Raw genomic sequence first — 24,335 nt, forward strand, 5'->3', positions numbered from 1 at the left:
ACCGATGGATCATTTTGAATATCAGAACGGCGTTCTGTGCGCTGAAGACGTGCCGCTGGGCACAATCGCCGATGCTGTTGGCACCCCAGTTTACGTCTATTCGCGCGCCACGCTGGAACGTCATGCCCGGGCCTTCAAGGCCGGGCTGGCACATTTGCCCAAGGTCCACATTGCCTTTGCGATCAAAGCCAATCCCAACCTGGCCGTGCTTAAGGTGATGAGCCGCGAAGGGCTGGGCGCTGATGTGGTTTCCGGCGGCGAACTGGCCCGGGCGCTGGCTGCCGGGATGACCGGGCCCGATATCGTCTTTTCCGGCGTAGGCAAGACTGCCGCAGAGATGGTCCAGGGGCTTGAGGCCGGGATCGGACAATTCAATATCGAGAGCGAGGAAGAGGGCATAGAGCTTGCCGCTATCGCTGCGGCACGGGGGCTGCGGGCGGTCTGCGCGCTGCGCGTCAATCCCGATGTCGATGCCCGGACGCATGAGAAGATTTCAACCGGCAAGGCTGAAAACAAGTTTGGAGTCCCGATTGATCGCGCTGCCGGGATCTATACCCGGCTGGCGGTGCTGCCGGGCATCGAAATGCGCGGTGTGGCGGTGCATATCGGCAGCCAACTTCAGCAATTGCAACCGCTTGAAGACGCCTTCATCAAACTGGGTGAATTGATCGCAGAGCTGCGCGCGGGCGGGCAAAGCGTGACCCATGCCGATCTTGGGGGCGGGCTGGGCGTACCGTACAAGGCGGGCGATGTGTTTCCTTCTCCGGCTGAATACGGGGCCATGGTTGGCCGGGTCTGCAGCCAATGGGACGTTACCTTGATGTTCGAGCCGGGCCGCGTCATCTGCGGCAATGCCGGCGTACTGCTTACCCGGGTGATCCGGGTCAAGCGCAGCTCAAACGGTGCGCCCTTTGTGGTGGTCGATGCGGCGATGAACGATCTGGCACGGCCTGCGATGTACGGCGCCTGGCATGATATCGATGCAGTGGTTCCCAGCGGCAGCCGGATGATCGCCAATGTGGTCGGCCCGATCTGCGAAACCGGCGATACCTTTGCGATGGGCCGCGATATCGATGCGCTGGAGGCCGGCGATCTGGCGGTGTTCCGCACGGCCGGGGCATACGGCGCCACCATGGCCAGTTCTTACAACAGCCGCGGTTTCGTGTGTGAAGTGATGGTTGATGGAGCCAAATTTGCGGTGGTGGCCGATCGGATCCTGCCCGCAGCGATCACCGCGGCAGAGCGTGTTCCGGAATGGCTTGAATGATGCATAGCCTGCCCTTGCTATTCCGTATCGCCGGCAAGACGGTGATCGTACTGGGCGAGGGCGAGCCAGCTGATGCCAAGCGGCGATTGCTTGAGCGGGCCGGGGCGGCTTTGACCACAGATGAGAATGCCGCCGCCTGCCTGGCTTTCGTGGCGCTCGATCAGCCGGAAGGCGCTGCCGGGCGGCTCAGGGCGCGCGGCGTTGCAGTCAACGTCGTAGATCGGCCGGAGCTTTGCGATTTCACCGTGCCAAGCATTCTGGAACGCGGGCCGGTGCTGATCGCGGTCGGAACCGGCGGGGTTTCAGCCGGGTTGGCCAAAGCACTGCGGATGCGGCTGGAAGGGGTTCTGCCGCAGTCGCTAGGTGATCTGGCCGAACGACTTGGCGCAGCGCGGGCCAGCCTGCGCCAGCGCTGGACCAATGGCGCAGAACGCCGCCGCGCGCTTGATGATGCGCTTGCTGGCGGCGGTCCGCTCGATCCGCTTGATGCAGCCAGCGCGGGCCGGTTCGATGCATGGCTGGAAGGTGCCGTGGATGGCGGTGACGGTCGGTTCGAATTCACCGTACACTCCGATGATCCTGATGACCTTACGCTGCGTCAGGCGCGCTGGCTGGCAAGCGCCGATGCGGTATTCCATGAATCTGCCGTGGCCGAGCCACTGTTGGTTCGGGCGCGGGCCGATGCCGTGCGTCACGAACTGGCTTCGGAGCAGCAAGCGCCCGCACTTAAAGGCCGTGTCGTGGTTATTCGTCGGGGCTGAGCAGCACTTTCATTTGCGCCAGTGCGATCGGTTTCTTGCGGTCATCCTGCCAGGCTTCGGCATTGACCAGCGCCACGCGCCGGCCGGCCCGTGTAACGGTCCCGCACGCGAATGTCCGCTGCTCTGTCCCACCGCGCATGAATTCCACCTGGATGTTTACCGGCTTCAGCTTCATCGTTTCGCCGCGTCGTTCCAGCTGTGCCCGCAGCGCAGCGATCGCGGCCATTTCCATCAAGCCGCTCATCGCGCCGCCGTGTAGGAACCCTGGCCGGCCGGCCACCCGATCCGAATAGTCAAAAAAGAGGATCGGCACGCCGTCCTCGTCATGATCAAGCGCAATGCCCAGCGCCTGTGCATACGGAGGCAGCGCCGCGCTCACAGATATGTTCCGTGGGTGGCCATGAAGGTTCCGATTACATGGGCGACCGGATCGTCAGGATCGCCATCATGGGCAATTCCGCGGATAAAGGCGATGGTCCGGGTCAGCTTGTAGCATTCGCCATGCCCGATCACGGTTTTGCCAGGCTGGGCCGCGCGCATGTAATCGACCCGCAGATCCAGCGTCGCGTGGGGTACGAAGCGCCCTGAAAAGGTCCATACCGACATCGATGTTGCGTTGTCCATCAGGCTGATGATCGGCCCCGATGCAAGCACTCCGGTTTGTGCAACCCCAACCAGTTCCTCACGCCAGGGCAGACTAAGCTCTACCCAATCCGGGCCATGATCGTGATAGCCTATTCCCAGCCAACCACCATGGCCAAGGCGGGTCATCAGCTTGGACGCGCGGGCCGGATCAAAGACGAACCCGGCGGGCAGATCGTGCAGGCTTTTGGCAGTTTCCGGCGAATTCATGATTGCTTCTGTGGTGCTCCGAAGGGCCGATTACAATCTTTTAATTTCAACCGGCATGCTTTCGGTGCGCAGATTTCGGCAGCGAGGCGTTCCGGCTTCGCGTTTACCGAGCAAGGGGAATGCACATGAATCTTCCAAAGATTGATCTATCGGCGCTGCCGGATCTTGATACGCTGACCAGTGCTTTTGGCAGCATCATGCATACCGGCCGGGTTGGCGGTTCAGACGATACCATCATTGAGATCATGGTGGTTATCTATGAAATTATTATTCAGAGCGGCACCTGATCGGCGGGTCACGGTATGCATATCTCACCCGAACTGCAGGCGCTGCGGAGCAATGATGCTCCGCAGCGCCATACCCAAAGCGAACTGCTTGATCTGCTGAGAGGCTGGTTCGGCGGCCAAATCGCCACCGGGGTAGAGAGCCAGTTTCAGCGGTTCGCCCAGGGAGAGGCGCTGACTGAGCTGCCGGCATTGTCGCAGCTGTTCGCTCCGGGGCAGTCGCACGGGTCGGCCTTGGTGGATGATTTTACCGGATGCATGCTGGCGTTCTTGCGCGCGCAGCCGCTTGGGATGGTGCCGCTGCGGCACCGGGTTGACGATTTCGGTGCCGCACTGGTCTTGTGCCGATCAGGCGGCTCCGCATTGGCACTGCATGTGGCTGAAGGGCCGGCTCTGATGCGCCGACCTGCACCGCTTTCGGTGACATTCACCCCCGGGGAGACGCACGAACTGGTTTTGGCTGGAGCGGCAAAAACCAGCCTGGTCACGCTGGACCAAGATCTGCCGGGCCGGGCCGAACTGGGCATCAGGCAGGAATGCATTGCTGCGGGAGACGTGATGAGCCGGGATGGCGCCCGCGAATGCCAGATTGTGCAATCGGTCAGCGGGGCGCTGGTTTCGTTAAAGCTGCAGCGCCGCAATCAAGATGGCGCGCTCACCAGAGAGTTTGCATTGGATGACGGGAAATTCCTGCGCCAGGCAGCGGGATCGCCGCGCGAAACCAGGCTGGAACTGGCCGCGGCGCTGCTGGGCCGGATGGGCCGCAGCGATGCCGCCCCGTTGCTGGCGGCCATCGCCCAGGAAGAGGCGAGCCAATCACTGCGCTGGCAAGCGCTAAGAGAATGCCTGGGGCTGGAAACCTCCACCGGATTTTCGGCGCTGTGCACTATCGCCGAAGATGCCGCCGATCCGCTGTCTGGTCCGGCCGGAGCGTTAAGAGCGCAGCTGCTTGAAACCTACCCAGTATTGCAAGGGATCACCGAATGCCGCGTTTGATCGAGATTGCCGATGACGGCCGGGCGAGTCTGGAGGAAACTGCTGACGCGCTGCGCAGTAAGGGCTGCAACCTGGCCGACGAGGAAAGCTTGCAGCATGCTGCGCTACAGCTGCGCCGGTTGGGCAACGATCCGGATTTCCTGGGCGATATACTGATTGACGAACTGGGCCGCCGCCACCGCGAAGATGTGATGGCAAGCTCTTATGGGCCGCAGGTGATCATGCTGGTGCCTTCGCAAGGTGATTTCTTCATTCGGGCCAATATCTGGCCATCGGCACATGAACACATGGTTCGTGCCAGCGGAGATGCCGCCTTTGCGATTGGCTTGCCGCATGATCACAATTTCAGCTTTCTGACCCTGGGCTATTTCGGCCCCGGGTATTGGAGCGACTATTATGAGTATGACTGCGAGGAGGTAGCCGGGTGGCGCGGTGAACCGGTTCCTTCGCTGAAATTCATTGAGCGAGCCTGCCTGTCTCCCGGCAAGATCCAGCTCTACCGCGCGCATTTAGATGTGCATGCACAGTATCCTGCGGATTCGCTTTCGGTATCGCTCAACATCATGCAGGTGCAAGGCGCACAGGGCTGGCTCGATCAATACAAGTTCGATCTGGAAGCGGGATCGATATCTACCATGTTGGCGTCCTCATCGGCCGACGCCTTCTTGCGGATCGCGGTGGGTTTGGGTGGTGCCGAAGCGCTCGATTTGGCCGAATGCTTTGCCCGTTCACACCCCAGTGACCGGTTGCGGCTGACGGCGTGGGATGCGCTTGCGGCAAGGCAACAGGATCTGGCCGAGCGTGATGCATTGTGGGCCAGTGCAGAACAATCGGGCAGCAGGCTGGTGGCAATGGAGGCCAGGGCCCGCCGGGCCGAGCTGGTGAGCTAATTCGCCAAGGCGTCGATTGCAGCCTGCAGGATTACGGCTGCGGCGGCGGAATCAATTCTGGTAGCGCGTTTTGCCCGGCTCATGTCCTGGGCGATCAGCGCGCTCTCTGCGCTGGCCGTGGACCAACGCTCGTCCCAGAGCAGCACCGGAAGATCAAGCGCAGCAGAGATGTTGCGGGCATAGGCCCGGCTTGATTGTGCACGCGGGCCTTCGCTGCCATCCATGTTAAGCGGCAATCCGATCACGATCCCGCCGATGTTGCGTTCACGCACCAGTACAGCCAGCACTTCACGGTCTGCGCCGAATTTTCCGCGTTTAAGCGTCTTTCCGGGAGAGGCAAAACGCCACCCAGCATCGCAGAACGCGGTGCCGATTGTCTGGGTGCCAAGATCAAGCGCCAGCAGCGCGCCGCCAAGCGGCAGTTCTGCGCGAAATTCGCGCGCCAGTGTGGTGATCAGTGCTTGCTCTGCCACGCGGTCGTCCGCCGGGCAAAATCCTGCCGCAGGTTGGTCCAATAGAGCGCATAGTCATAGACGTGGTAGTTGCCGCCGGGCAGCACGAATGGCCCCATATCGGGGCCTGCGCCAATCCGCAGCGATCCATCCGCTGCACAGGTGGCTCCAACCAGTTTGGGGGTGACAAGCGCGCTTTCCAGCGTGGCCGTTGGAACGATTGCGCCAATATTGGCGCTGGCCGAAGCCGATCCGCCAATCCCGCCGGTAAGCGGATTGGAGCAGAGGTAATCTGGCCTGGCGGTTGAACCGGTTCCGGCAAAGCGTTCATAGGCATCACGCATCAGCGATGTGTCGGCGTCGTCAGCAAAACTCAGGTAGCTGATGACGCAGCCGGCCTGATCACTCGTTTCGCAGCCAGAAAGACCCATCGCGGGAAGATCGCGCTGCCTGTCAACCACCCAGCCGATCGCATAAAGCGCTGCCAATCGCCCAGCCAGCGGTGTGCCAGCAATCTTCTCGCGCACCAGTCGCTTGGCCAGGAAAGAACCCTGACTGTGCCCGGCGATCACGATCGGTCGGCCTTTTGGCTGGGCGGCCACAAACACATCAAAGGCGCTGGCCACATCGGAATAGGCCAGATCCAGCGCCTGCCGCGCTTCGGGCTTGTCGGTTACAAAAGCCCCGAATGCAGCCTGGCGATAGCGCGGTGCCCAAATTTCGGCGGCGCGGCCGAACACGCTGGCATTTGCGCGGGTGACGATTAGCCCGATCCGTTTGGCTTCGGGATCATCCAACGGTGCATTCCAGTGATCGCGTTTGAGGTAGCTGGTCGGGTGGATAAAGAACACCGCGGCATCGATCTGCGCGCCATCGGGCACAAAGCCTTCGGGTTGCCAGCGCGCAGGATCCTCGCCCGGCTTGCCAGGGCGGGCATGCCACAATGCCGGATCGGTATAAGCGTTTACGGCCTGTGCCGGCAACGCTTCGAACTGGACGCTGGGGGTCATGGTCAGCCGGGTCAGCTCAGCCGGCCAAAGGCTTAGAGTAAAGCCGGCCGCAATAACTGCCACAATACAAAACGCAATGAAGTACAGAAACTTGCGGGCCAAGGTTCAGGCGCTTTCGTTGCGTTCGGATTGGCGTTCAAGCGCAACCTTGATCATCGCTACCAATGGATCGGCCAGCATCAGCCCCAGCAGACCAAACAAGGCCCCCATGATAAGCTGCGCGCCCAGCACCAGCGCCGGGGCCAGATCGGCGGTATGCTTGGCCACCATCGGAACGATGATATTGCCATCCACCACCTGCACCACCACATAGACAATGACGCAATAGATGCCCATTTCGGCCCCACCCGAAAAGCCGACCAGCACCATCAGCACACCAGAAATCGGGGCGCCGATATTGGGCAGAAAAGCCAACAGGCCAGTCAGCAGGCCCAGCAATCCGGCCATCGGCACGCCATAGGCCGCCAGCAATGCCCAGGTGGCCACGCCTTCGATCAGCATCCCCAGCAACCGTCCAGCCAGCAGCCGGCGCAAGGTTTTGCCCATGATCGTTGCGGTGCCTTCAAAATGTTCACGCTCATTGCTGGGCAGCAGCCAGGCGAAGCCGCGGCGATAGAGCTGCGGTTCGACCGCGAAATAAATTGCCATCACCGCGATCAGGAATGCAGTGGTAAAGGCTCCGATCACCCCGCCGACCGCACTGGTTAACTGGCCAACCCCGCCCAGTGCCTTTTCGATCAGGCCTTCCATCGATTGCATATCGAAATGGACACCCTGACCCTTGAGCCAGGACAAGATCTTGAGCGTTTGATCCTTGACCGTGCCGGGCAGCTGCGCTGCTTCTGCCGCGATCGAAGTGCCGGCGAACATCGCCACCCAGAACAGGAAAGCCAAGGTTAGCAGCAGCACCAGGCCGACCCGCCAGCCGCGCCCGATCGGCAGCACCCGGCCTAGCAGGCGCGCCCCGCCATCGATCATTGCGGCAAACACCATCCCGCCAAAGATGACCAGCAGCGGCTGCGCCAGATAGATTGCCAATGCCAATGTAGCCGCCAGCCCGATCCACACCGCTGCTCGCTTGAATTCACCGCGCAGGATCGGATCGGAAATATCGCTTGGCCCGGCTTGAACTGGTGCGGCGTCTTTGCGCGGCCTGGCAGATCGAACTGGGCGGGCTTTGGTTTCGGCCATTACTTGCCTTTCACGATATGCACCGGTCGCAGGCTGCTCCACGAACGCCCCCCACGCAAGGCCTGCCAGAACGAATAGGGGCTGCGGCCTTGATCGCCATTGAGCGAAAAGGTGATGAATTCGGCCCGCCCGCCCACATCGGACAGCGGCACCGGACCGCCCAGGCCATCGCGCTCCGTTGGAAAGCGGCTGTCTGCTGAATGGTTGCGGTTGTCTCCCATCAGAAAGACGTGGCCCATCGGCACTGTGATTTCGGCCATGTTATCGGCTTCGGGATCAATCCTGTCCTTGATGATCAGATAGGTCGCGCCGCCAGGCAAGGTTTCGCGCAAGGTCGGCAGCTCCAGCACCTTGCGGCCCGATGGCAGCTTGCGTTCAAATTGCGCGAACTCATCATAGCAGTGATAAGGGACCGCCCGGTCTTCGCACATCAGCTGCGGGTCGGCGGCCAGCTGCACGTTTGGTTCAACCGCCTGGGGCACGGCTTTGCCGTTGAGCACGATCTGGCCATTGACCACAGCGATCCGGTCCCCCGGCAGAGCGACCACCCGCTTGATCAGATCATCGGTGCGGTTGCGCGGCACCACGATCACGATATCGCCGTATCCCGGTGTTGCCGGCAGAAACCGCCGCGTGCTGCGCGGAAAAACGTGAAAACTGGCGGAGGCCCAGTTGAATCCATAAGGGAATTTGGAAACCACCAGCCGGTCACCCACCAGCAGGTTGGGCATCATCGAGATTGAGGGGATGTAGAACGGTTTGGCGATAAAACTGTGGAACGATAGCACCGCAAACAGCATCCAGAACAGCCCCTTGATCTCGCCGATCCAGTCCAGCGGGGGGCCGGGATCCTCGGCGGAAACGGCAGACGTGGGGACGCCGTATTCTGTGTCCCCTTTTACATCAGCACAGATGGTCTCGGCTGCTTGGTCTTCGGTCACAATTTGCGGGCCTCGATAACCACAAAGGCCTGCGCCCAAGGGTGGTCGTCTGTAAGAGTAAGATGAATCACCGGCTCATGCCCGTCTGGCACGATTGCGGCAAGGCGGCTGGCAGCGCCGCCGGTGAGTTGCAGCGTGGGTGCGCCGGACGCAGCATTGATCACGCCGATGTCCTTCATGAACACTCCAGCCTTGAACCCAGTGCCAACGGCCTTGGAAAAAGCCTCCTTGGCAGCAAAACGTTTGGCCAGCGTGCCAGCTTTGGTAAAGGGCCGCCGTGCCGCCTTGGCGCGTTCCGTTTCGGTAAAGACCCGGTTCTCAAACCGCTCGCCAAAGCGGTCGAGCGAGGCCTGGATCCGCTCGATGTTGCACAGGTCTGAGCCGATTGAGACGATCACGGGCGCGCCGCATCCATCAGTTCGCGCATCCTAAGCACCGCTGGCTCCAGCCCGCAGAAGATTGCTTCGCCGATCAGGTAATGGCCAATGTTGAGCTCGGCCAGTTGCGGGATCGCGGCAACAGGTTGGACGTTTTCATAGGTCAGTCCGTGCCCGGCATGCGGCTCAATCCCGTTCTTGGCGGCCAGCGCAGCCATATCGGCCAAGCGCTTCAGTTCGGCGGCGATCGCTTCGCCCGTCGCATGGGCATATTCGCCGGTGTGCAATTCCACCACCGGGGCTTTCAGCATCATCGCGGCTTCGATCTGGCGTTCGTCAGGTGCGATGAACAGGCTGACCCGGATCCCGGCATCGCTTAGCCGCTGGATCAGCGGATAGAGCCGGTTGTGCTGCCCGGCGGCATCCAGCCCGCCTTCGGTTGTGCGCTCCTCGCGCCGTTCGGGTACGATGCAGGCGGCGTGCGGCTTGTGGCGCAGCGCGATTTCCAGCATCTCGTCGGTTGCGGCCATTTCCAGATTGAGCGGCAGATTGGTCGCGGCCTGGATCCGGGCCAGATCCTCATCGCGGATATGGCGGCGGTCCTCACGCAAATGCGCAGTGATCCCGTCACCACCGCAGCGCGCCACGATTTCCGCCGCGCGCACCGGATCTGGATGATCCCAGCCGCGGGCGTTGCGGATGGTCGCAACGTGATCGATGTTCACGCCAAGTCTAAGTCTATCGGGGCGGAGGCTTGCTGGAATCACGGCTTGGCACGGCTCCCCGGTTTGATCGCAGACGATGCTGCCAGTTCAGGCGGCAATTCGTCGGCGGCATAGGTTGGGAAATTGATGGCGATCAGCGGGAAAAACGGCACGCCCAGATCGACCGAGCCGGCAGACCGGTCGACCAGCGCCGCGCTGGCGATCACCTTGCCGCCAGCTTCCTCGATGCAGCGAATCGCTTCGCGGCCCGACAGGCCGGTGGTGACGACATCTTCAACCATCAGCACTTTTTCGCCCGGCTCGATCGAAAAGCCGCGGCGCAGCTCAAACGTGCCTTCGGGTCGCTCAACAAAAATCGCCTCGATCCCCAGCGTGCGGCCCATTTCGTGGCCGATTATCACCCCGCCCATGGCCGGCGAAACAACCTTGGTCAGCTCTTTTCTAAGCTCACGCGGGATTCGCGCTGCCAGCGCTTCGGCCAGTCTTCCAGCGCGCATCGGATCGGCCAGAACCCGCGCACATTGCAGGTAATGTGCGCTGTGGCGGCCCGATGACAGCAAGAAATGCCCTTCGAGCAAGGCCTTGCTGGCCCGGAATTCTGCCAGCACTTCTTCGTCCTGCATTGTAACTCGCCGCCTTTCGTATGTTTGGAGGACCGGGAGGGGTGGTTTTCCCGAACCAACAAAAATTCCCCTAGAGGCGCTTGAGGTGCCCGTAAAGCGCGCGTATAGGCCGCGTGAAATTGAGATTCCATGGGGGGCGAGGGGAAGCACGTTAGGGCTCCGTTCGGCCGAACAAGCGAAAGCAAGAGGAACGATGGCGATCGGTCATACTGCCCGCACAGCGGGAAGCATATTCAAGGCAATTGGACTGTCGCTGGCCCTGATGGTTGGCGCGTCTGCTGCGCATGCGGCGCCGGCAACGGTCGCTCCTGCTGATGCGGCAGCAGCAGAAAAGGCGGCCCCGGTTGCCGCTGCGCCGGTTGTGATCGCAGCGCCAGCAGCTCCGGCCGCCCCGGCGATTGATCCCAACGATCCCCACTTCAAGGTTGCGCCGGGCGGTTACACCCCGATGAAACCAGTCGAAGGCGTTGGCATGCCGGTTTCCGGCGGGCTGGATGTGCAAACCCAGTTTTCGCCCACCGGCCATCAGGCGCAATCGATGCACAACGGGCTGGTCTGGGTGATGGTGATCATCACGATTTTTGTGTTGCTGTTGCTGCTGATCGTGATTTTCCGCTTCAACAAGCGGGCTAATCCGGTTCCTTCGCAGACCGCGCACAACACGCTGCTGGAAGTGCTGTGGACCGGACTCCCGATCTTGATCTTGGTTGCAATTTCGGTGCCTTCGGTCAGCCTGCTCAAGGCCCAGTTCAAGGATCCGGGCAAAACGGCCCTGACGATCAAGGCCACGGGCAACCAATGGTATTGGACCTATACTTATCCGGACAATGGCGGGTTCGAAGTGATTTCGAATATGCTGAAGGAAAAGAATGAGGTTCAGCCGGGCGAACGCTTTCGCACTGACGATGACGGGCCAGAGCAGCTGGCCGCCGATAACCGCATTGTTGTGCCGGTGGGCGAAGACATCCGCCTTCAGGTGATCGGGTCCGACGTGATTCACGCCTTTGCCGTGCCTTCGCTGTGGCTCAAGATCGATGCCGTGCCGGGCCGGCTTAACGAACGCTTCGTCCATATCGAGAAGCCGGGCGTTTATTTCGGCCAGTGCAGCGAACTGTGCGGCGCGCGGCATGGCTATATGCCGATTGTGATCGAGGCGCTTCCTCGTGACAAATACAACGCCTGGGTCATCGCCCAGGGCGGCAAGATCGATGGGGCTCCCGATGCCCCGGCTGCCGCAGACGCTACCAAACCCGCCGCTGGGGCAAAGCCTGCCGAAGCCGGCAAGCCTGCCCGCTAAGCGCGCCCAAGAAATCGAGCGAAAGAAGGTTCAATTCCATGGCCACCACCGCTGAACACTCTTCGGCTCACGCCGACGACCATCACGCCGATCATGATCACAAGCCGGCATTTTTTGCCCGCTGGTTCATGTCCACCAACCACAAGGATATCGGTACGCTGTACCTGATCTTCGCGATTTTCGCGGGGATCATCGGTGGGGCCGTTTCGGGCTTGATGCGCTGGGAACTGAACGAGCCGGGCATTCAGGTGCTGGGCAAAGTTGCGGCATTCCTGGGTGAACCGGGTGCCAGCTTTGATGCACAGCTGCATCTGTGGAACGTCCTGATCACCGCGCACGGCCTGATCATGGTGTTCTTCCTGGTTATGCCGGCGATTATTGGCGGATTTGGCAACTGGTTCGTGCCGCTGATGATCGGCGCGCCGGATATGGCCTTCCCGCGGATGAACAATATCTCGTTCTGGCTGACTGTTTCAGGCTTTTGCAGCCTGATGATTTCGGCATTTGTCCCCGGTGATCCAACCGGTAACGGCGCCGGGATCGGCTGGACCGCCTATGCCCCGCTATCGACCTATGGATCGGTTGGTCCGGCGACGGACTTTGCAATATTCTCGCTCCACCTGGCCGGCGCGGCCTCGATCATGGGGGCGATCAATTTCATCACCACCATCTTCAACATGCGCGCACCGGGGATGACCCTGCACAAGATGCCGCTGTTCGTCTGGTCGGTGCTGGTAACAGCGTTCCTGCTGCTGCTGGCACTGCCGGTGCTGGCTGCGGCGATCACCATGCTGATCACCGATCGCAATTTTGGGACCACCTTCTTTGATCACAAGGGCGGCGGCGATCCTGAACTGTTCCAGCATCTGTTCTGGTTCTTCGGCCATCCTGAAGTGTACATCATGATCCTGCCGGCCTTCGGCATCATCAGCCAGATCATCTCGACCTTCTCCAAGAAGCCGGTGTTCGGATATCTGGGAATGGCCTATGCGATGGTCGCGATTGGCGTGGTCGGGTTCGTCGTCTGGGCGCACCATATGTTCACCACCGGGATGACTCTGGATACCAAGATGTACTTCACGCTCGCCACGATGGTGATCGCGGTGCCAACCGGTATCAAGATCTTCAGCTGGATTGCAACGATGTGGGGCGGCTCGATCGAATTCAAAAGCCCGATGGTCTGGGCAATCGGTTTCATCTTCCTGTTCACCGTAGGCGGCGTGACCGGCGTCTATCTGGCCAATGGCGGAATCGATGATGTGGTGCATGATACCTACTTCGTGGTTGCCCACTTCCACTATGTGCTTTCGCTTGGCGCGGTGACCGGGCTGTTTGCCGGGTTCTACTATTGGTTCCCCAAGATGAGCGGACGGATGCACAGCGAATTTCTGGCGCATCTGCACTTCTGGGTGTTCTTCATCGGCGTGAACATGATCTTCTTCCCGCAGCACTTCCTGGGTCTGCAAGGCATGCCGCGCCGTTATCCGGATTATGCCCCGGCCTATGAATACTGGAATCACTGGTCTTCGCTGGGCTATCTGGTGATGGCCAGCTCGATGCTGATCTGGTTTGCCAACATCATCTACTCGTTTACCGCCGGCAAGAAGGCCGAAGGGAACTATTGGGGCGAAGGCGCGACCACGCTGGAATGGACCCTGTCCAGCCCGCCGCCGTTCCACCAGTTTGAAACCCTCCCGGTGATCGAGGATAACGACCACCATTGATCCCGGCCTTCGTGCTGGACAGAAAGCGCCCCGGCCCGCAAGGTGCCGGGGCGCTTTGTTTTGGAGGGATGCGAATGCCGCCATTTCTGATTGTCGATGTTGGCGGGGTGCGCTTGCGCTGCGTGGTCGAGGGTACCGGGCCATTGGTCATCATGGTCCACGGCTTCCCCGAAAGCTGGTATTCCTGGCGCCATCAGATCGGGCCAATCGCCAAGGCCGGTTTCACGGCCTGCGCGATTGATGTGCGCGGCTATGGCGGCTCGGACAAGCCGCCCAGGGTTGAAGACTATACGCTGCAAGCCATCGCGCAGGATCTGATCGGTCTGGCTGATTTCCTTTCTCCCGACCAGCCGGTGGTTCTGATCGGCCATGATTGGGGCGCGCCAATAGTCTGGAACACAGCGTTCACCCAGCCCGAGCGGATCCGCGCTGTCGCGGGGCTATCGGTGCCGTTTTCAGGCGCGCCGATGCGGCCCTTTACCGAGGTATTCCGGGAACATTTCACCAGCCAGGGCCGGTTCTTCTATCAGGAATATTTTCAGGAACCCGGCGTTGCCGAAGCTGAGGCCGAGGCGGACCCGCGCGATTTTGTGGCGCGAATGATGTATTCGATCTCTGGCGATGTGGCGCCGGGCGATTACTGGAACAAGCCGCTGGGTGCTACGTTTCTAGAGGACTTGCCCGATCCGCACCCGGTGCCCTGGTTGAGCGCGGCTGACCTCGATTATTACGAGGCAGAATTCAAGGCATCAGGCTTTCGCGGGCCGCTGAACCGTTATCGGAATCACGAGCTTGACTATGATTGGCTTAAGCCAATGCAGGGCAAGCAGCTGGAACAGCCGTGCCTGTTCATCGGCGGCACCCGCGATCCTGCGACCACGCTGTTCGGCGCAGTAGCCGATCCGGTGGCGATGATGCGGATGTTTGCGCCCAAGGTTGAAGGCCATGTGCTGGCCGGGGCTGGGCATTGGACCCAGCAGGAACGCCCCGAAGCGGTGAACCTGCTGTTGCTCGACTGGCTGGGGCGGCTCTAGCCCCTTTCCAGCGCTGTGTGACAGGCCTATAGGCCGCGCCATGCCTTTTGCTTCAGCCCCGCCGATTCCTTTGCCTGCCGATTGGCGCGATTTCCTGTCGTTGACCAAACCCAGGGTGATGAGCCTGGTGGTTTTCACAGGACTGTGCGGCATGCTGGCTGCGCCCATTTCGGTTAATCCGGTGCTGGGGTTTGTAGCGATCCTGTGCATTGCGGTTGGGGCGGGCGGATCGGGCGCGCTTAACCAGTGGTGGGAAGCCGATCTTGATGCCAAGATGAAACGCACCAAGGATCGGCCATTGCCGGCCGGGCGGATGGAGCCCACCGCAGCGCGCGATTTCGGGTTGGTCCTGTCGATCGGCTCGGTTCTGGTGATGGGCCTGGCCGTTGGTTGGCTTGCGGCAGCAATTCTGGCGCTGTCTATTGTGTATTACGCCGTGATCTACACGATCTGGCTAAAGCCGCGCACCCCGCAGAATATCGTGATCGGGGGCGGGGCGGGGGCGTTTCCACCGATGATCGGCTGGATCGCGGCAACCGGTGACATCACCCTGATGCCGGTGCTGCTGTTTGCGATTATCTTCTTCTGGACCCCGCCGCATTTCTGGGCGCTCGCACTGTTTGTAGAGACTGACTATGCCGCAGCCGGGGTGCCGATGATGCCGGTAGTGGCCGGGCACCACAGCACCCGGCGCCAGATCCTGGTCTATTCCGTTCTGCTGCTGCCGATCGCGATGGCACCGTTTCTGCTTGCGCTTACCGGGTGGATCTATGGCCTGAGCGCGCTGGTGCTGGGCACGGCGTTCCTGTTCCTCAGCCTGAAAGTCGCGACCTTCCGCAATGCGGCGAACGATGCCGATATGCGCGCGGAAAAACGCCTCTTTGCCTTTTCGGTCATCTACCTTTTCGCGCTGTTTGGCGCATTGGTGGCCGATCGCCTGATCCTTGGAGTCTCTGCATGACCGAACCTGATCCGATGGAACAACGCCGCCGTATCATTTGCGGGCGCAACGCCGCGCTTGGATTGGTCTTGCTGGCATTGGTAGTGCTGTTTTTTGCGATCACCATTGTCAAGCGAATGGCCTGAACATGGCGCTTTCGGTCGCGATTGATCCGCGCAGGAATCGCCGTGTTGCGCTTTATGCCGGCGCGGTTGCGCTCAGCATGCTGGGCCTTGGTTTCGCGTCGGTCCCGCTTTATCGGATGTTCTGCGAGGCGACTGGTTTTGGCGGTACCACCCAGCGCGCCAGCACGACCGAGGCCGAAGCAGTACAAGTGGCCGATCAGACCATTTCGGTACGGTTTGATGGGAATGTTGCAGCGGGCATGCCGTGGCAGTTCGGCCCTGACCAGGTCACCGCGGAAATGCGGATTGGTGAGCGCAAGCTCGCCTATTTCACCGCCAGGAACCTTTCTGACCGGCCGATAACCGGGGTGGCGAGCTTCAATGTCGAGCCCGAATATGCGGCGCGCTATTTCATGAAGATCCAATGTTTCTGTTTCAATCTGCAAACGCTGCAGCCCGGCCAGACGGTGAGTATGCCAGTCAACTACTATGTCGATCCCGCAATCCTGAACGATGCCGATGCCTCTCAGGTCAAACAGATCACACTGAGCTATACTTTTCACGTATCGACCGATCAGTCGGCAGCGACGGGGAAAGACGCATCAAAGGCACTGGACCGGGGCACATCGGCGCGATAAGGGCACTTTGCATTCTACGTCGGCGGGGCGGCCTGCCGGCATTTTCGATAACAGGGATCTGATCCGTCATGGCCGGCAAGACCAACCACCAATACCACATCCTCGCTCCCGATATCATGCCGTTGATGGGCGCACTTACCGCGCTGGTGATGACCAGCGGGCTGGTGATGTTCATGCATGATATGCCGGTTGGGAAATTCGTATTTCCGCTTGGTTTTGCGGGCGTGCTGTTCACCATGTGGCAGTGGTGGTCGAAAGTAATCACTGAAGCGCATCAGGGCCACCATACCCCGGTGGTGCAGTTGCATCTGCGTTATGGCATGATCCTGTTTATCGCTTCAGAAGTTATGTTCTTCGTCGGCTGGTTCTGGGCCTTCTTCGATTTTTCGCTGTTCCCATCGGCCCTGTCTGAAGTTGTAGCCGGGCAATGGCCGCCCAAGGCGATCGAAGCGGTGATGAACGCGTTTGATCTGCCGTTGCTCAATACGCTGATTCTGCTGTGCTCGGGCACTACGGTTACCTGGGCGCACCACAGCCTGATCCATGGTGATCGCGATGGGTTGAAAAAGGGCTTGTGGGCCACGATTCTGCTGGGCCTGCTGTTCAGCGGTATCCAGGCCTATGAATATGCCGGTGCACCGTTTGCCTTCGGTCAGAACACCTATGGCAGCGCCTTTTACATGGCCACCGGGTTCCACGGTTTCCATGTGATCATCGGCACGATCTTTCTGATCGTCTGCCTCAAGCGCGCCTACAACGGCGATTTCACTCCCAAGCACCACTTCGGCTTCGAAGCGGCGGCGTGGTACTGGCACTTCGTTGACGTGGTGTGGCTGTTCCTGTTCATCGCAGTCTATGTCTGGGGCGGCTGGGGCCACCCGGTCCACTGATTTGACTGGCGTTCCGCCTGATCAAAAGGGGCAGCCGGGCATTGCCCAGGCTGCCTTTTTTGCGCTCTGCCCGAAATGCGGGGCCAAGGGTCTGTTTCGTGGGCTGACTGGGTTCGCACCGAAATGCGGCTCTTGCGGGCTCGATTACCAAAGCTTCAATGTCGGCGACGGCCCAGCGGCGTTTCTGACCATGGTAATCGGCGCAATCGTCGTTGGTTTGGCGCTGTGGGTCCAATCGACGTTTGAACCGCCGCTGTGGGTTCATCTGGTGCTTTGGGCACCAATGATCCTGGGTGCAACGCTGTGGGGCCTTCGGCTTGCCAAGGCAGCGCTGTTGGCGGCAGAATTTCAGCGCGGTGCGGCTGAGGCTGCTGGCGAAGATCTGCGCAAGCCATGATCCTGAAGCGCGTTCCGGTGATTCCAACGCTGCTGGTGCTAGCGGCGGTGGCGGTGATGGTCCGGCTGGGGTTCTGGCAGCTTGACCGGATGCATCAGAAGGACACCATGCTGACGCAGTTCGAGACTGCCCTGGCCGATCCGCCAGACGGGTTCGACATGAACCGGGACCAGTTGTACGACTATCCCGATGCCTATGCTCCCGTGCGCGTGCTGTGCGATCATGGCGGCGTGGATCGACCCAAGGCAGGCCGCAACGATCAGGGTAAGCCCGGCTGGGTTCACATTTTTCAATGCACATTTCACACGCCGGCTGGACGCAGCGGCCAGGTGAACGTGACAGGAGGATGGTCTTCGGCACCATCACCGGTGCAGTGGAGCGGCGGCGCGATTACCGGGATTGTCGTGCCCGAAAGCATGACCAACCGGCAGCAATGGCATATCCTGGCCGATCCGCCGCTTGCCGGTCTTCAGGCCAATGCCCGGCCCGATCTGTCAAACATTGCCAACAACCACTGGTCCTATGCGATCCAGTGGTTCCTGTTCGCCGCCACCGCGCTGGTGATCTACGCGCTCGCGCTGCGCAAGCGGCGGCGGGGCGCATAGCAATTTTCGATAAGTCTGCGCGGGCTTGCGGGGTTTTCAATTGCACGCACTATCGCTAACGCCGCCGATCATGGAATATGTCTCAACCCGCGGTGGCGCTCCGGTGCTGGATTTCGAAGGCGCGACGCTGGCTGGCCTGGCCAGCGATGGCGGGCTCTATCTGCCGCGCGAATGGCCGCGCTTCTCAGCCGATGAGATTGCCGCAATGGCCGGGCTTCCTTATGCCGAGCTGGCTGCGCGGATCATGGCGCCGTTCGTGGGCGATAGCCTGACTTACGAACGCCTGCTTGAACTCACCACGCAGGCATACGGCCGCTTTGCGCACAAGGCGGTGACCCCGCTCAAGCAGCTGGATGAGCAGAACTGGCTGCTAGAGCTGTTTCATGGACCGACGCTGGCGTTCAAGGATGTGGCGCTGCAACTGTTGGGGCTGCTGTTTGAAGAATTTCTGGGCCGGGGCGGTGATCCGCTGACGATCGTTGGCGCGACTTCCGGTGATACCGGATCGGCAGCGATCGATGCCGTGGCTGGGCGGGCCAAGATCGATATATTCATGCTCCACCCCAAGGGCCGCGTTTCAGATGTGCAACGCCGGCAGATGACTACGGTGCTGGCTCCCAATGTCCACAACATCGCCATGGACGGCACCTTTGATGATGCCCAGGCCATTGTGAAGCGGATGTTTGGCGACACCGCGATGACCGGGCGCTTTCGGATCGGCGCGGTCAATTCGATCAATTGGGCACGCCTGATGGCGCAAGTGGTCTATTATTTTGCTGCCGCCCTGCAATTGGGTGCGCCGCGCCGCGAAGTGGCATTTGCCGTGCCGACCGGCAATTTCGGCGATGTCTTTGCCGGCTATGTTGCGGCGCAGATGGGGCTGCCGGTGGCGCGGTTGATCGTGGCTACCAACGTCAACGATATTCTGCACCGGGCGCTTTCAACCGGCGATTATTCAGCGGGCACGGTTACCCCCACTGCTGCGCCATCGATGGATATCCAGGTATCTTCAAACTTTGAACGCCTGCTGTTTGATCTGGGCGGACGCGATGGGGCGGCGCTGGCGGCGCAGATGGCAGGATTCGAAAGCACCAAGGCGATGCAATTGACCAACCTGCAACGCGAAGGCGCAGCTCGGCTGTTCTCTTCAGCGCGGGCTACGCCTGACGAAATGAGTCAGGCGATCCGCTGGGGCTGGGAAAACACCGGCGAGTTGCTGGATCCGCACACTGCGATCGGCCTTCATGCCGCGCGCAGCGCAGGGCTGGCGCGCGAAGTTCCGGTGGTAACGCTGGCCACTGCACATCCGGCCAAATTCCGCGATGCGGTTGAACGCGCGACCGGCCAGCGGCCCACGTTACCCAGCCGGATTGGTGAACTGTTCCAGCGTGAAGAGCGCTTGGTGGAGCTGCCGGGCGACTATGCTGCAATTGCCGATTATGTTGCCGCGCACGCCGCGGCACAAGGCTGATGGCCGAATTGATTCTCGATCCCGTGATCATGACGGGGCATGGCTGGGCTGATTACGGTTTGGTCGATTGCGGGCATGGCCGCAAATATGAACGCTATGGCCCCTACAGCTTCATTCGGCCCGAGCCGCAAGCGATGTGGACTCCGCGGCTGGAACACTGGCCTGCCGATGCAGAGTTCGTGCCGGGTAGCGATGAGGACGGCGGCGGGCGCTGGGCCTATGGAAGCCGCGCAGTGCCGCAGGACGGCTGGCCGCTGGCATGGCATGAAGCCAAATTTACTGCCCAGTGCACCCCGTTTCGCCATCTTGGTTTCTTCCCCGATATGGCCCCGGTGTGGGACTGGATGGGAGCGCGGCTGGGCGGGCGCAATGATGCCTCCACGCTGAACCTGTTCGGCTATACCGGGGTTGGCACCCAGGCCTTAAGCCAGTTCGGCCCGGTTACCCATGTTGATGCCAGCAAGAAATCAGTCAGCCAGGCCCGTGCCAACGCTGAACTGGCCGGGATCGCTGATCGGCCGGTGCGCTGGATTGTGGACGATGCCGGTAAATTTGCCGCGCGCGAGGTGCGCCGGGGCAAGCGTTATGACGGGATTATTCTGGATCCGCCCAAATTTGGCCGCGGCCCAGAAGGCGAGGTATGGCGGCTGGAGGAACATCTTCCCGGCCTGCTGGCCGATTGCCGTCAGCTTTTGGATGCAGACAGCCAATTTTTGTTCCTGACGGTTTATGCGGTGCGAATGTCATCCTTGGCATTGATCGGGCTAATCGATGAAATTTTCCGCGACCTGCCCGGCAAACTGGAGCATGGCGATCTGGCGGTGCAAGAAGACGGCGCTGATGGCCGGCTGCTGCCAACTGCGATATTCGCCCGGTGGAGCAACGATTGAATGGCTGATAGCCTGATCCTGGAAGTCGCCGATTTCGAGCACAACGTTCTTACCGGGATATACTCGGAAGAAACCGGCCGTCCGCAGCCGCTGCGCTTTACGATTTTGGTGCGGCTCAAAGCGCAACCGCATTACGAACCGGACACCCCGCTTGAGGCGAGCAAGAACTACATGGACCTCAAGTTGGCTGCGTCTTCGGCCTTTCCGGCAGGCGTGCATTTCAAGCTGATCGAGGCCGTGGCCGATCATGTCTGCGATACGCTGTTCGTTCAGGACGCGCGCGTGGAAGCGGTGACAGTCAAGATCGTCAAACTGGCGATCAGCGAAAATGGCGAAAAGATCGGCATGACGCTAACGCGCGAGCGGCGCTGATGCCCGTGCTGGACGTATCCGGCCTGCCTGAATCCCCCAGCGCGGCGGCGGCGGCGTTTCACTGCGATGTCCTAACTCAGATCAAGCAGCGGCTTGATGCTGGAGAAGGGTGTCTGGTTCTGGCTTTCGATGGCGCCGATTACACCCACAGCGGCTGGAGGCTGGCAATCGTGCAGACATTGGCACGCGAACATACTCCGGCGCGGATCAATGCCATTTCGGGCGGCGGTGCGGCGGCCCGGAATGCGGCCTGCGCCTATCTGGAAACCGCAGAGGGAATTACCGGGCAGTACCTTGTGCTGGATGACGCCGGGGCCGGACTTGTGGTAAGCTCTGCGACATGAGCACAACTGCGCCTTTAATCGACCAGTTTGGTCGCCGGATCAGGTATCTTCGCCTGTCTGTCACCGATCGCTGTGATCTGCGCTGCACCTATTGCATGCCCGAGGCTCAGGTTTTCCTGCCCCGCAAGGATGTACTTAGTCTGGAAGAGCTGGAACAGCTGGCGCTGGGCTTCATTGCGCGCGGCGTAAACAAGATCCGGCTAACCGGTGGTGAACCTTTGGTGCGGCGCGACATGATCGAGCTGGTGCGGGCGCTGGGCCGCCAAATCGGTACGGGGCTGGACGAGCTGACCCTGACCACCAACGCCACCCAGCTGGCCCGTTTTGCCGAAGATCTGCGCAAAGCCGGAGTGCGGCGGATCAATGTCTCGCTTGATACGCTGGACCGCGCAAAATTCACCGCTTTGTCGCGGCGGGACCAATTGCCGCAAGTGCTTGAAGGGATCGATGCAGCGCTGGCAGCGGGCCTTTCGATCAAGCTCAACACCGTGGCGCTGAAAGGCGTTAACGACGCCGAAATTCCAGACTTGATGGCCTGGGCGCATAGTAAAGGCATGGATCATACCTTGATCGAGGTGATGCCGCTGGGCGAAGTTGAGGCTGACCGGTTTGATCAGTACCTGCCGCTCAGCCAGGTGCGCACCGATCTGGAGCAGCGCTTCACCCTTACCACAAGCGATCATCGCAGCGGCGGCCCGGCGCGGTATGTTGATGTGGCAGAAACCGGTGGGCGGCTTGGCTTCATAACCCCGCTGACCAACAATTTTTGCGATGGCTGCAATCGGGTCCGGGTAACGGCCACCGGCCAGCTTTTCGCCTGCCTTGGCGGGACTGAACAGGTGGATCTGCGCGCCGCGCTGCGCAGCGATGATTGCGAAGCAGCGCTTGCCGCCGCGCTGGATATGGCAATGCGGATCAAGCCTGAACGGCACAATTTTGAAATCCGCAATGCCGGCGCCGCACCGGCCTTGGCCCGGCACATGTCGATGACCGGGGGCTAAGGTGGCCCGGCTGGTTTTTCTGGGCAAATTGGCCGATCGGGCCGGGGCGGCTGAAATGGCGGTTGAACCAGGGTTGTTGGCCGGCATTCTGGGCGGGTTGCCAGCGGCGCTGGCCGTGGCGGTGCTGGATGAACGGGTGCGCATTGCGCTGAACGGCGAATTGATCGCAAACCCTGAAAGCATCGAACTGACCGCGGGCGACGAGCTTGCTTTTTTGCCGCCCGTCAGTGGGGGTTAGGGCGTGATTGACGTTCGGCTGCTTGAGGGCGTGTTCAATCCCGGCCAATTTATCGGCCAGTTCACCACTGCCCATCCGGGTTTGGGCGCGGTCTGCACCTTTGTGGGCGAAGTGCGCGGCGAAGGCGGGGTCGAAGCGCTCGAGCTAAGCCACTATGCCCCATTGACCCTGCCGGGCATGGAAAGCCTGGCCGCGCGCGCGGCAGAACGGTTTGGCCTGATGGGGATCCTGATTTTGCACCGGGTTGGCGAACTGCGCCCAGGGGAGCCGATAGTCTGCGTTTCGGCAATCGCCAGCCACCGCCGCGCTGCCTTTGACGCGGCCGACTATGTGATGGATCACCTCAAAAGCAAGGCCTGGTTCTGGAAGCGCGAAAAGCGCGGCGGCGTGTGGAGCTGGATAGAGCCGCGCGCGCAGGATCATGCTGATCTGGCGCGCTGGGACTAATTTCCAAGCCGCTGGCGAAGTCCGCTCAGCACATCATCCTGTCGGCCAACAATTGCAATCACTGTACCGCGGGCCTTGGCGATCGCGGTTACATCCAGGCCCTGGGTGAAGGCCTCGGCAAAAAGCCGGTCAAGCTCGGCCAGCGGGACCATGGTTTCACCGCGGGCTGCCTCAAGCTCTGATACGGCCATCGTGGCCAATGACCAAGGCTCGCTTCCGATCCGGGCCCGTCCAGCCTGCGCGACCATTCGCTGGGCGGTGGGCTCGCCGCGCCGGAACCGGGCATCGCCCCGGCCTGCCTGTGCCAGCAGCGAATCGATCTGCCCGAGAACCGCTGCATCGGGCTGGGCCAACGGCGTCTGCGCCGGTGCTGCATCAGGCACGCCATATATAGCCGTAACACGTTCGGCCGGGCGCTTGGCCAGCGAAGGATATTCGCCTATACTTTGCGAGCAGGCGCCCAGCGCGATGGCTGCAAATAGGGGCAGGGCAAAAGAAGAGCTGTACCGCATGGCTTTGCGCATAGCATGGCTTGCAGAACTTGCCAGTATGCGCCTTGTGGGCGTTGACAGTAATGGCACCTTCGACTAGGGGCTGCCCTTCTTTCGGACCCCCTGCCATAGGTTTGGGGCCGATGTGCTGCCCGAATCGCCGGGTGGTTTGATGCTAGAGAACGGATAAGAGCACCATGTTCGCAGTAGTGCGCACGGGCGGCAAACAATACCGGGTTGCCGCCGGCGATAAAATCGCGGTCGAAAAGCTGGCTGGTGAAGCCGGTGAGACCATTACCCTTTCCGACGTCCTGCTTGCAGGTGACGGCGGCGAAGTGAAGGACGCCAAGGGCGTTGTCGTTTCGGCCGAAATCATCGCCCAGGCGAAGAGCGAAAAGGTGATCGTTTTCAAGAAGCGTCGCCGCCACAACTATCGCCGCAAGGCCGGCCACCGCCAGCAGTTGACCCTGCTGCGCATCGTGGCGGTTGGTGGTGAAGCCAAAAAGGCTGCTGCTCCCAAGAAGGAAGCTGAGCCCAAGGTTGAAGCTGCTGCAGCTGAAAAGCCCGTCAAGAAAGCCCCCGCCAAGAAGGCCGATGCGGCCGGCGCGGCTGAATAAGATTTCGGAGTAGATTGAGATGGCACACAAGAAAGCAGGCGGTTCTTCGCGCAACGGTCGCGATTCAGCGGGCCGCCGCCTTGGCGTCAAGAAGTTCGGCGGTCAGGAAGTGATCGGCGGCAATATCATTATCCGCCAGCGCGGGACCAAGGTGTATCCGGGTTCCAATGTTGGTCTGGGCCGGGATCACACCCTGTTTGCGCTGGTCGCAGGCCGCGTGCGCTTTCACCTTGGCAAACTTGGCCGCAAGTACGTCTCGGTCGATATGCCGCAGGCAGCCGAATAGCGGACAGCCGATAACGGGCTGTCCATGATGGATGGTCCCGCCGGGCTTTGAACCGGCCGAATGAGGGAGAGGGGCCAACCCGTCTCCCTTTTTTCGTCTCTCCCTCTGCACGGCTTGATCAGAACGCCCCAATCCGGGTGCACCCTGACGCAAGCCGTA

The 24,335-nt window shown here is 61.0% G+C and carries 33 protein-coding genes; 23 read left to right on the forward strand and 10 right to left on the reverse strand.

Features of this window, described 5'->3' with window-relative positions:
• Positions 1-4 precede the first annotated feature (4 nt).
• Both lysA and ABL914_RS06310 read left to right on the forward strand, forming a co-directional pair.
• Positions 5-1,267 carry a diaminopimelate decarboxylase gene (lysA, locus tag ABL914_RS06305; protein WP_391562314.1) on the forward strand — a complete coding sequence of 421 codons (1,263 nt, stop codon included), beginning with the start codon at positions 5-7 and terminating at the stop codon, positions 1,265-1,267.
• Complete coding sequence (locus tag ABL914_RS06310) at positions 1,264-2,028, forward strand: siroheme synthase (protein WP_391562315.1); 765 nt, start codon at positions 1,264-1,266, stop codon at positions 2,026-2,028. The genes lysA and ABL914_RS06310 overlap by 4 nt, the downstream gene beginning before the upstream one ends.
• Here ABL914_RS06310 and ABL914_RS06315 read toward each other — a convergent pair.
• Together ABL914_RS06315 and ABL914_RS06320 are read right to left on the reverse strand one after the other, a co-directional pair.
• On the reverse strand, positions 2,012-2,407 hold the full coding sequence (locus ABL914_RS06315; RefSeq protein WP_391562316.1) for a PaaI family thioesterase: 396 nt from the start codon (positions 2,405-2,407) through the stop codon (positions 2,012-2,014). The two genes, ABL914_RS06310 and ABL914_RS06315, sit on opposite strands and share 17 nt — an antisense overlap.
• Complete coding sequence (locus ABL914_RS06320; protein WP_391562317.1) at positions 2,404-2,880, reverse strand: PaaI family thioesterase; 477 nt, start codon at positions 2,878-2,880, stop codon at positions 2,404-2,406. Before ABL914_RS06320 ends, ABL914_RS06315 begins: the two co-directional genes overlap by 4 nt.
• A gap of 125 nt (positions 2,881-3,005) precedes the next feature.
• Between ABL914_RS06320 and ABL914_RS06325 the strand changes: the two genes are divergently transcribed.
• The 3 genes from ABL914_RS06325 to ABL914_RS06335 are packed head-to-tail and all read left to right on the forward strand — an operon-like array spanning position 3,006 to position 5,050.
• The gene (locus tag ABL914_RS06325; RefSeq protein WP_391562318.1) at positions 3,006-3,167 is read left to right on the forward strand and encodes a hypothetical protein; all 162 of its coding nucleotides are present in this window, start codon (positions 3,006-3,008) and stop codon (positions 3,165-3,167) included.
• A gap of 15 nt (positions 3,168-3,182) precedes the next feature.
• The gene (locus ABL914_RS06330) at positions 3,183-4,160 is read left to right on the forward strand and encodes a hypothetical protein (protein WP_391562319.1); all 978 of its coding nucleotides are present in this window, start codon (positions 3,183-3,185) and stop codon (positions 4,158-4,160) included.
• Complete coding sequence (locus tag ABL914_RS06335; protein ID WP_391562320.1) at positions 4,148-5,050, forward strand: transposase; 903 nt, start codon at positions 4,148-4,150, stop codon at positions 5,048-5,050. The genes ABL914_RS06330 and ABL914_RS06335 overlap by 13 nt, the downstream gene beginning before the upstream one ends.
• Here the strand turns inward: ABL914_RS06335 and ruvX are convergent.
• The 7 genes from ruvX to pyrE are packed head-to-tail and all read right to left on the reverse strand — an operon-like array spanning position 5,047 to position 10,369.
• Positions 5,047-5,523: a Holliday junction resolvase RuvX gene (gene ruvX / locus ABL914_RS06340; RefSeq protein WP_391562321.1), complete on the reverse strand. Its 477-nt coding sequence runs from the start codon at positions 5,521-5,523 to the stop codon at positions 5,047-5,049. The two genes, ABL914_RS06335 and ruvX, sit on opposite strands and share 4 nt — an antisense overlap.
• The gene (locus ABL914_RS06345; RefSeq protein ID WP_391562322.1) at positions 5,505-6,614 is read right to left on the reverse strand and encodes a DUF3089 domain-containing protein; all 1,110 of its coding nucleotides are present in this window, start codon (positions 6,612-6,614) and stop codon (positions 5,505-5,507) included. Before ABL914_RS06345 ends, ruvX begins: the two co-directional genes overlap by 19 nt.
• A gap of 3 nt (positions 6,615-6,617) precedes the next feature.
• Positions 6,618-7,703: an AI-2E family transporter gene (locus tag ABL914_RS06350; RefSeq protein WP_391562323.1), complete on the reverse strand. Its 1,086-nt coding sequence runs from the start codon at positions 7,701-7,703 to the stop codon at positions 6,618-6,620.
• The gene (gene lepB, locus ABL914_RS06355; protein WP_391562324.1) at positions 7,703-8,644 is read right to left on the reverse strand and encodes a signal peptidase I; all 942 of its coding nucleotides are present in this window, start codon (positions 8,642-8,644) and stop codon (positions 7,703-7,705) included. Before lepB ends, ABL914_RS06350 begins: the two co-directional genes overlap by 1 nt.
• Complete coding sequence (gene acpS, locus ABL914_RS06360; RefSeq protein WP_391562325.1) at positions 8,641-9,042, reverse strand: holo-ACP synthase; 402 nt, start codon at positions 9,040-9,042, stop codon at positions 8,641-8,643. Before acpS ends, lepB begins: the two co-directional genes overlap by 4 nt.
• Positions 9,039-9,785 carry a pyridoxine 5'-phosphate synthase gene (locus ABL914_RS06365; RefSeq protein ID WP_391562361.1) on the reverse strand — a complete coding sequence of 249 codons (747 nt, stop codon included), beginning with the start codon at positions 9,783-9,785 and terminating at the stop codon, positions 9,039-9,041. Before ABL914_RS06365 ends, acpS begins: the two co-directional genes overlap by 4 nt.
• The gene (gene pyrE, locus ABL914_RS06370) at positions 9,785-10,369 is read right to left on the reverse strand and encodes an orotate phosphoribosyltransferase (protein ID WP_391562326.1); all 585 of its coding nucleotides are present in this window, start codon (positions 10,367-10,369) and stop codon (positions 9,785-9,787) included. The genes ABL914_RS06365 and pyrE overlap by 1 nt, the downstream gene beginning before the upstream one ends.
• Positions 10,370-10,562: 193 nt before the next feature.
• On the opposite strand from pyrE, the gene coxB reads away from it, so the two are divergent.
• The 16 genes from coxB (at position 10,563) to ABL914_RS06450 (ending at position 22,782) form a co-directional block, all read left to right on the forward strand.
• Positions 10,563-11,666, forward strand: a complete 1,104-nt coding sequence (gene coxB, locus ABL914_RS06375) for a cytochrome c oxidase subunit II (protein ID WP_391562327.1) — start codon at positions 10,563-10,565, stop codon at positions 11,664-11,666.
• A 38-nt stretch (positions 11,667-11,704) separates the two neighbouring features.
• Entirely contained in the window at positions 11,705-13,390 is a 1,686-nt protein-coding gene (ctaD, locus tag ABL914_RS06380; protein WP_391562328.1) for a cytochrome c oxidase subunit I, read from the forward strand.
• Positions 13,391-13,464: 74 nt separating this feature from the next.
• Positions 13,465-14,424, forward strand: coding sequence for an alpha/beta fold hydrolase (locus tag ABL914_RS06385; protein WP_391562329.1), 960 nt, complete (start codon positions 13,465-13,467; stop codon positions 14,422-14,424).
• A gap of 40 nt (positions 14,425-14,464) precedes the next feature.
• Positions 14,465-15,385: a heme o synthase gene (locus tag ABL914_RS06390; RefSeq protein ID WP_391562330.1), complete on the forward strand. Its 921-nt coding sequence runs from the start codon at positions 14,465-14,467 to the stop codon at positions 15,383-15,385.
• Positions 15,382-15,510 carry a hypothetical protein gene (locus ABL914_RS06395; protein ID WP_391562331.1) on the forward strand — a complete coding sequence of 43 codons (129 nt, stop codon included), beginning with the start codon at positions 15,382-15,384 and terminating at the stop codon, positions 15,508-15,510. Before ABL914_RS06390 ends, ABL914_RS06395 begins: the two co-directional genes overlap by 4 nt.
• A gap of 2 nt (positions 15,511-15,512) precedes the next feature.
• Entirely contained in the window at positions 15,513-16,127 is a 615-nt protein-coding gene (locus tag ABL914_RS06400; RefSeq protein WP_391562332.1) for a cytochrome c oxidase assembly protein, read from the forward strand.
• 68 nt (positions 16,128-16,195) lie between these two features.
• Positions 16,196-17,017, forward strand: coding sequence for a cytochrome c oxidase subunit 3 (locus tag ABL914_RS06405; protein WP_391562333.1), 822 nt, complete (start codon positions 16,196-16,198; stop codon positions 17,015-17,017).
• A gap of 1 nt (position 17,018) precedes the next feature.
• Complete coding sequence (locus ABL914_RS06410) at positions 17,019-17,414, forward strand: DUF983 domain-containing protein (RefSeq protein WP_391562334.1); 396 nt, start codon at positions 17,019-17,021, stop codon at positions 17,412-17,414.
• Entirely contained in the window at positions 17,411-18,019 is a 609-nt protein-coding gene (locus tag ABL914_RS06415) for an SURF1 family protein (protein WP_391562335.1), read from the forward strand. Before ABL914_RS06410 ends, ABL914_RS06415 begins: the two co-directional genes overlap by 4 nt.
• 70 nt (positions 18,020-18,089) lie before the next feature.
• The gene (gene thrC, locus ABL914_RS06420; RefSeq protein WP_391562336.1) at positions 18,090-19,490 is read left to right on the forward strand and encodes a threonine synthase; all 1,401 of its coding nucleotides are present in this window, start codon (positions 18,090-18,092) and stop codon (positions 19,488-19,490) included.
• The gene (locus ABL914_RS06425; RefSeq protein ID WP_391562337.1) at positions 19,490-20,380 is read left to right on the forward strand and encodes a class I SAM-dependent methyltransferase; all 891 of its coding nucleotides are present in this window, start codon (positions 19,490-19,492) and stop codon (positions 20,378-20,380) included. The genes thrC and ABL914_RS06425 overlap by 1 nt, the downstream gene beginning before the upstream one ends.
• Entirely contained in the window at positions 20,381-20,752 is a 372-nt protein-coding gene (locus ABL914_RS06430) for a dihydroneopterin aldolase (protein WP_391562338.1), read from the forward strand. It abuts the gene before it with no gap.
• Positions 20,752-21,096 carry a Rossmann fold domain-containing protein gene (locus tag ABL914_RS06435; RefSeq protein WP_391562339.1) on the forward strand — a complete coding sequence of 115 codons (345 nt, stop codon included), beginning with the start codon at positions 20,752-20,754 and terminating at the stop codon, positions 21,094-21,096. Before ABL914_RS06430 ends, ABL914_RS06435 begins: the two co-directional genes overlap by 1 nt.
• Positions 21,093-22,097: a GTP 3',8-cyclase MoaA gene (gene moaA, locus ABL914_RS06440; RefSeq protein ID WP_391562340.1), complete on the forward strand. Its 1,005-nt coding sequence runs from the start codon at positions 21,093-21,095 to the stop codon at positions 22,095-22,097. The genes ABL914_RS06435 and moaA overlap by 4 nt, the downstream gene beginning before the upstream one ends.
• A gap of 1 nt (position 22,098) precedes the next feature.
• Complete coding sequence (locus ABL914_RS06445) at positions 22,099-22,335, forward strand: MoaD/ThiS family protein (RefSeq protein ID WP_391562341.1); 237 nt, start codon at positions 22,099-22,101, stop codon at positions 22,333-22,335.
• Positions 22,336-22,338: 3 nt separating this feature from the next.
• Positions 22,339-22,782, forward strand: coding sequence for a molybdenum cofactor biosynthesis protein MoaE (locus ABL914_RS06450; RefSeq protein ID WP_391562342.1), 444 nt, complete (start codon positions 22,339-22,341; stop codon positions 22,780-22,782).
• Here ABL914_RS06450 and ABL914_RS06455 read toward each other — a convergent pair.
• A complete protein-coding gene (locus ABL914_RS06455) occupies positions 22,779-23,294 on the reverse strand; it encodes a hypothetical protein (protein ID WP_391562343.1) in 516 nt (171 codons plus the stop codon). The two genes, ABL914_RS06450 and ABL914_RS06455, sit on opposite strands and share 4 nt — an antisense overlap.
• Positions 23,295-23,470: 176 nt before the next feature.
• Here ABL914_RS06455 and rplU point away from each other — a divergent pair, with 176 nt between their 5' ends.
• The gene (rplU, locus tag ABL914_RS06460) at positions 23,471-23,890 is read left to right on the forward strand and encodes a 50S ribosomal protein L21 (RefSeq protein ID WP_391562344.1); all 420 of its coding nucleotides are present in this window, start codon (positions 23,471-23,473) and stop codon (positions 23,888-23,890) included.
• A 19-nt stretch (positions 23,891-23,909) separates the two neighbouring features.
• Entirely contained in the window at positions 23,910-24,176 is a 267-nt protein-coding gene (gene rpmA, locus ABL914_RS06465; protein WP_391562345.1) for a 50S ribosomal protein L27, read from the forward strand.
• Positions 24,177-24,335 lie beyond the last annotated feature (159 nt).

The sequence above is a fragment of the Novosphingobium sp. genome (assembly GCF_040079535.1).
Classification (GTDB): Bacteria; Pseudomonadota; Alphaproteobacteria; order Sphingomonadales; family Sphingomonadaceae; genus Novosphingobium.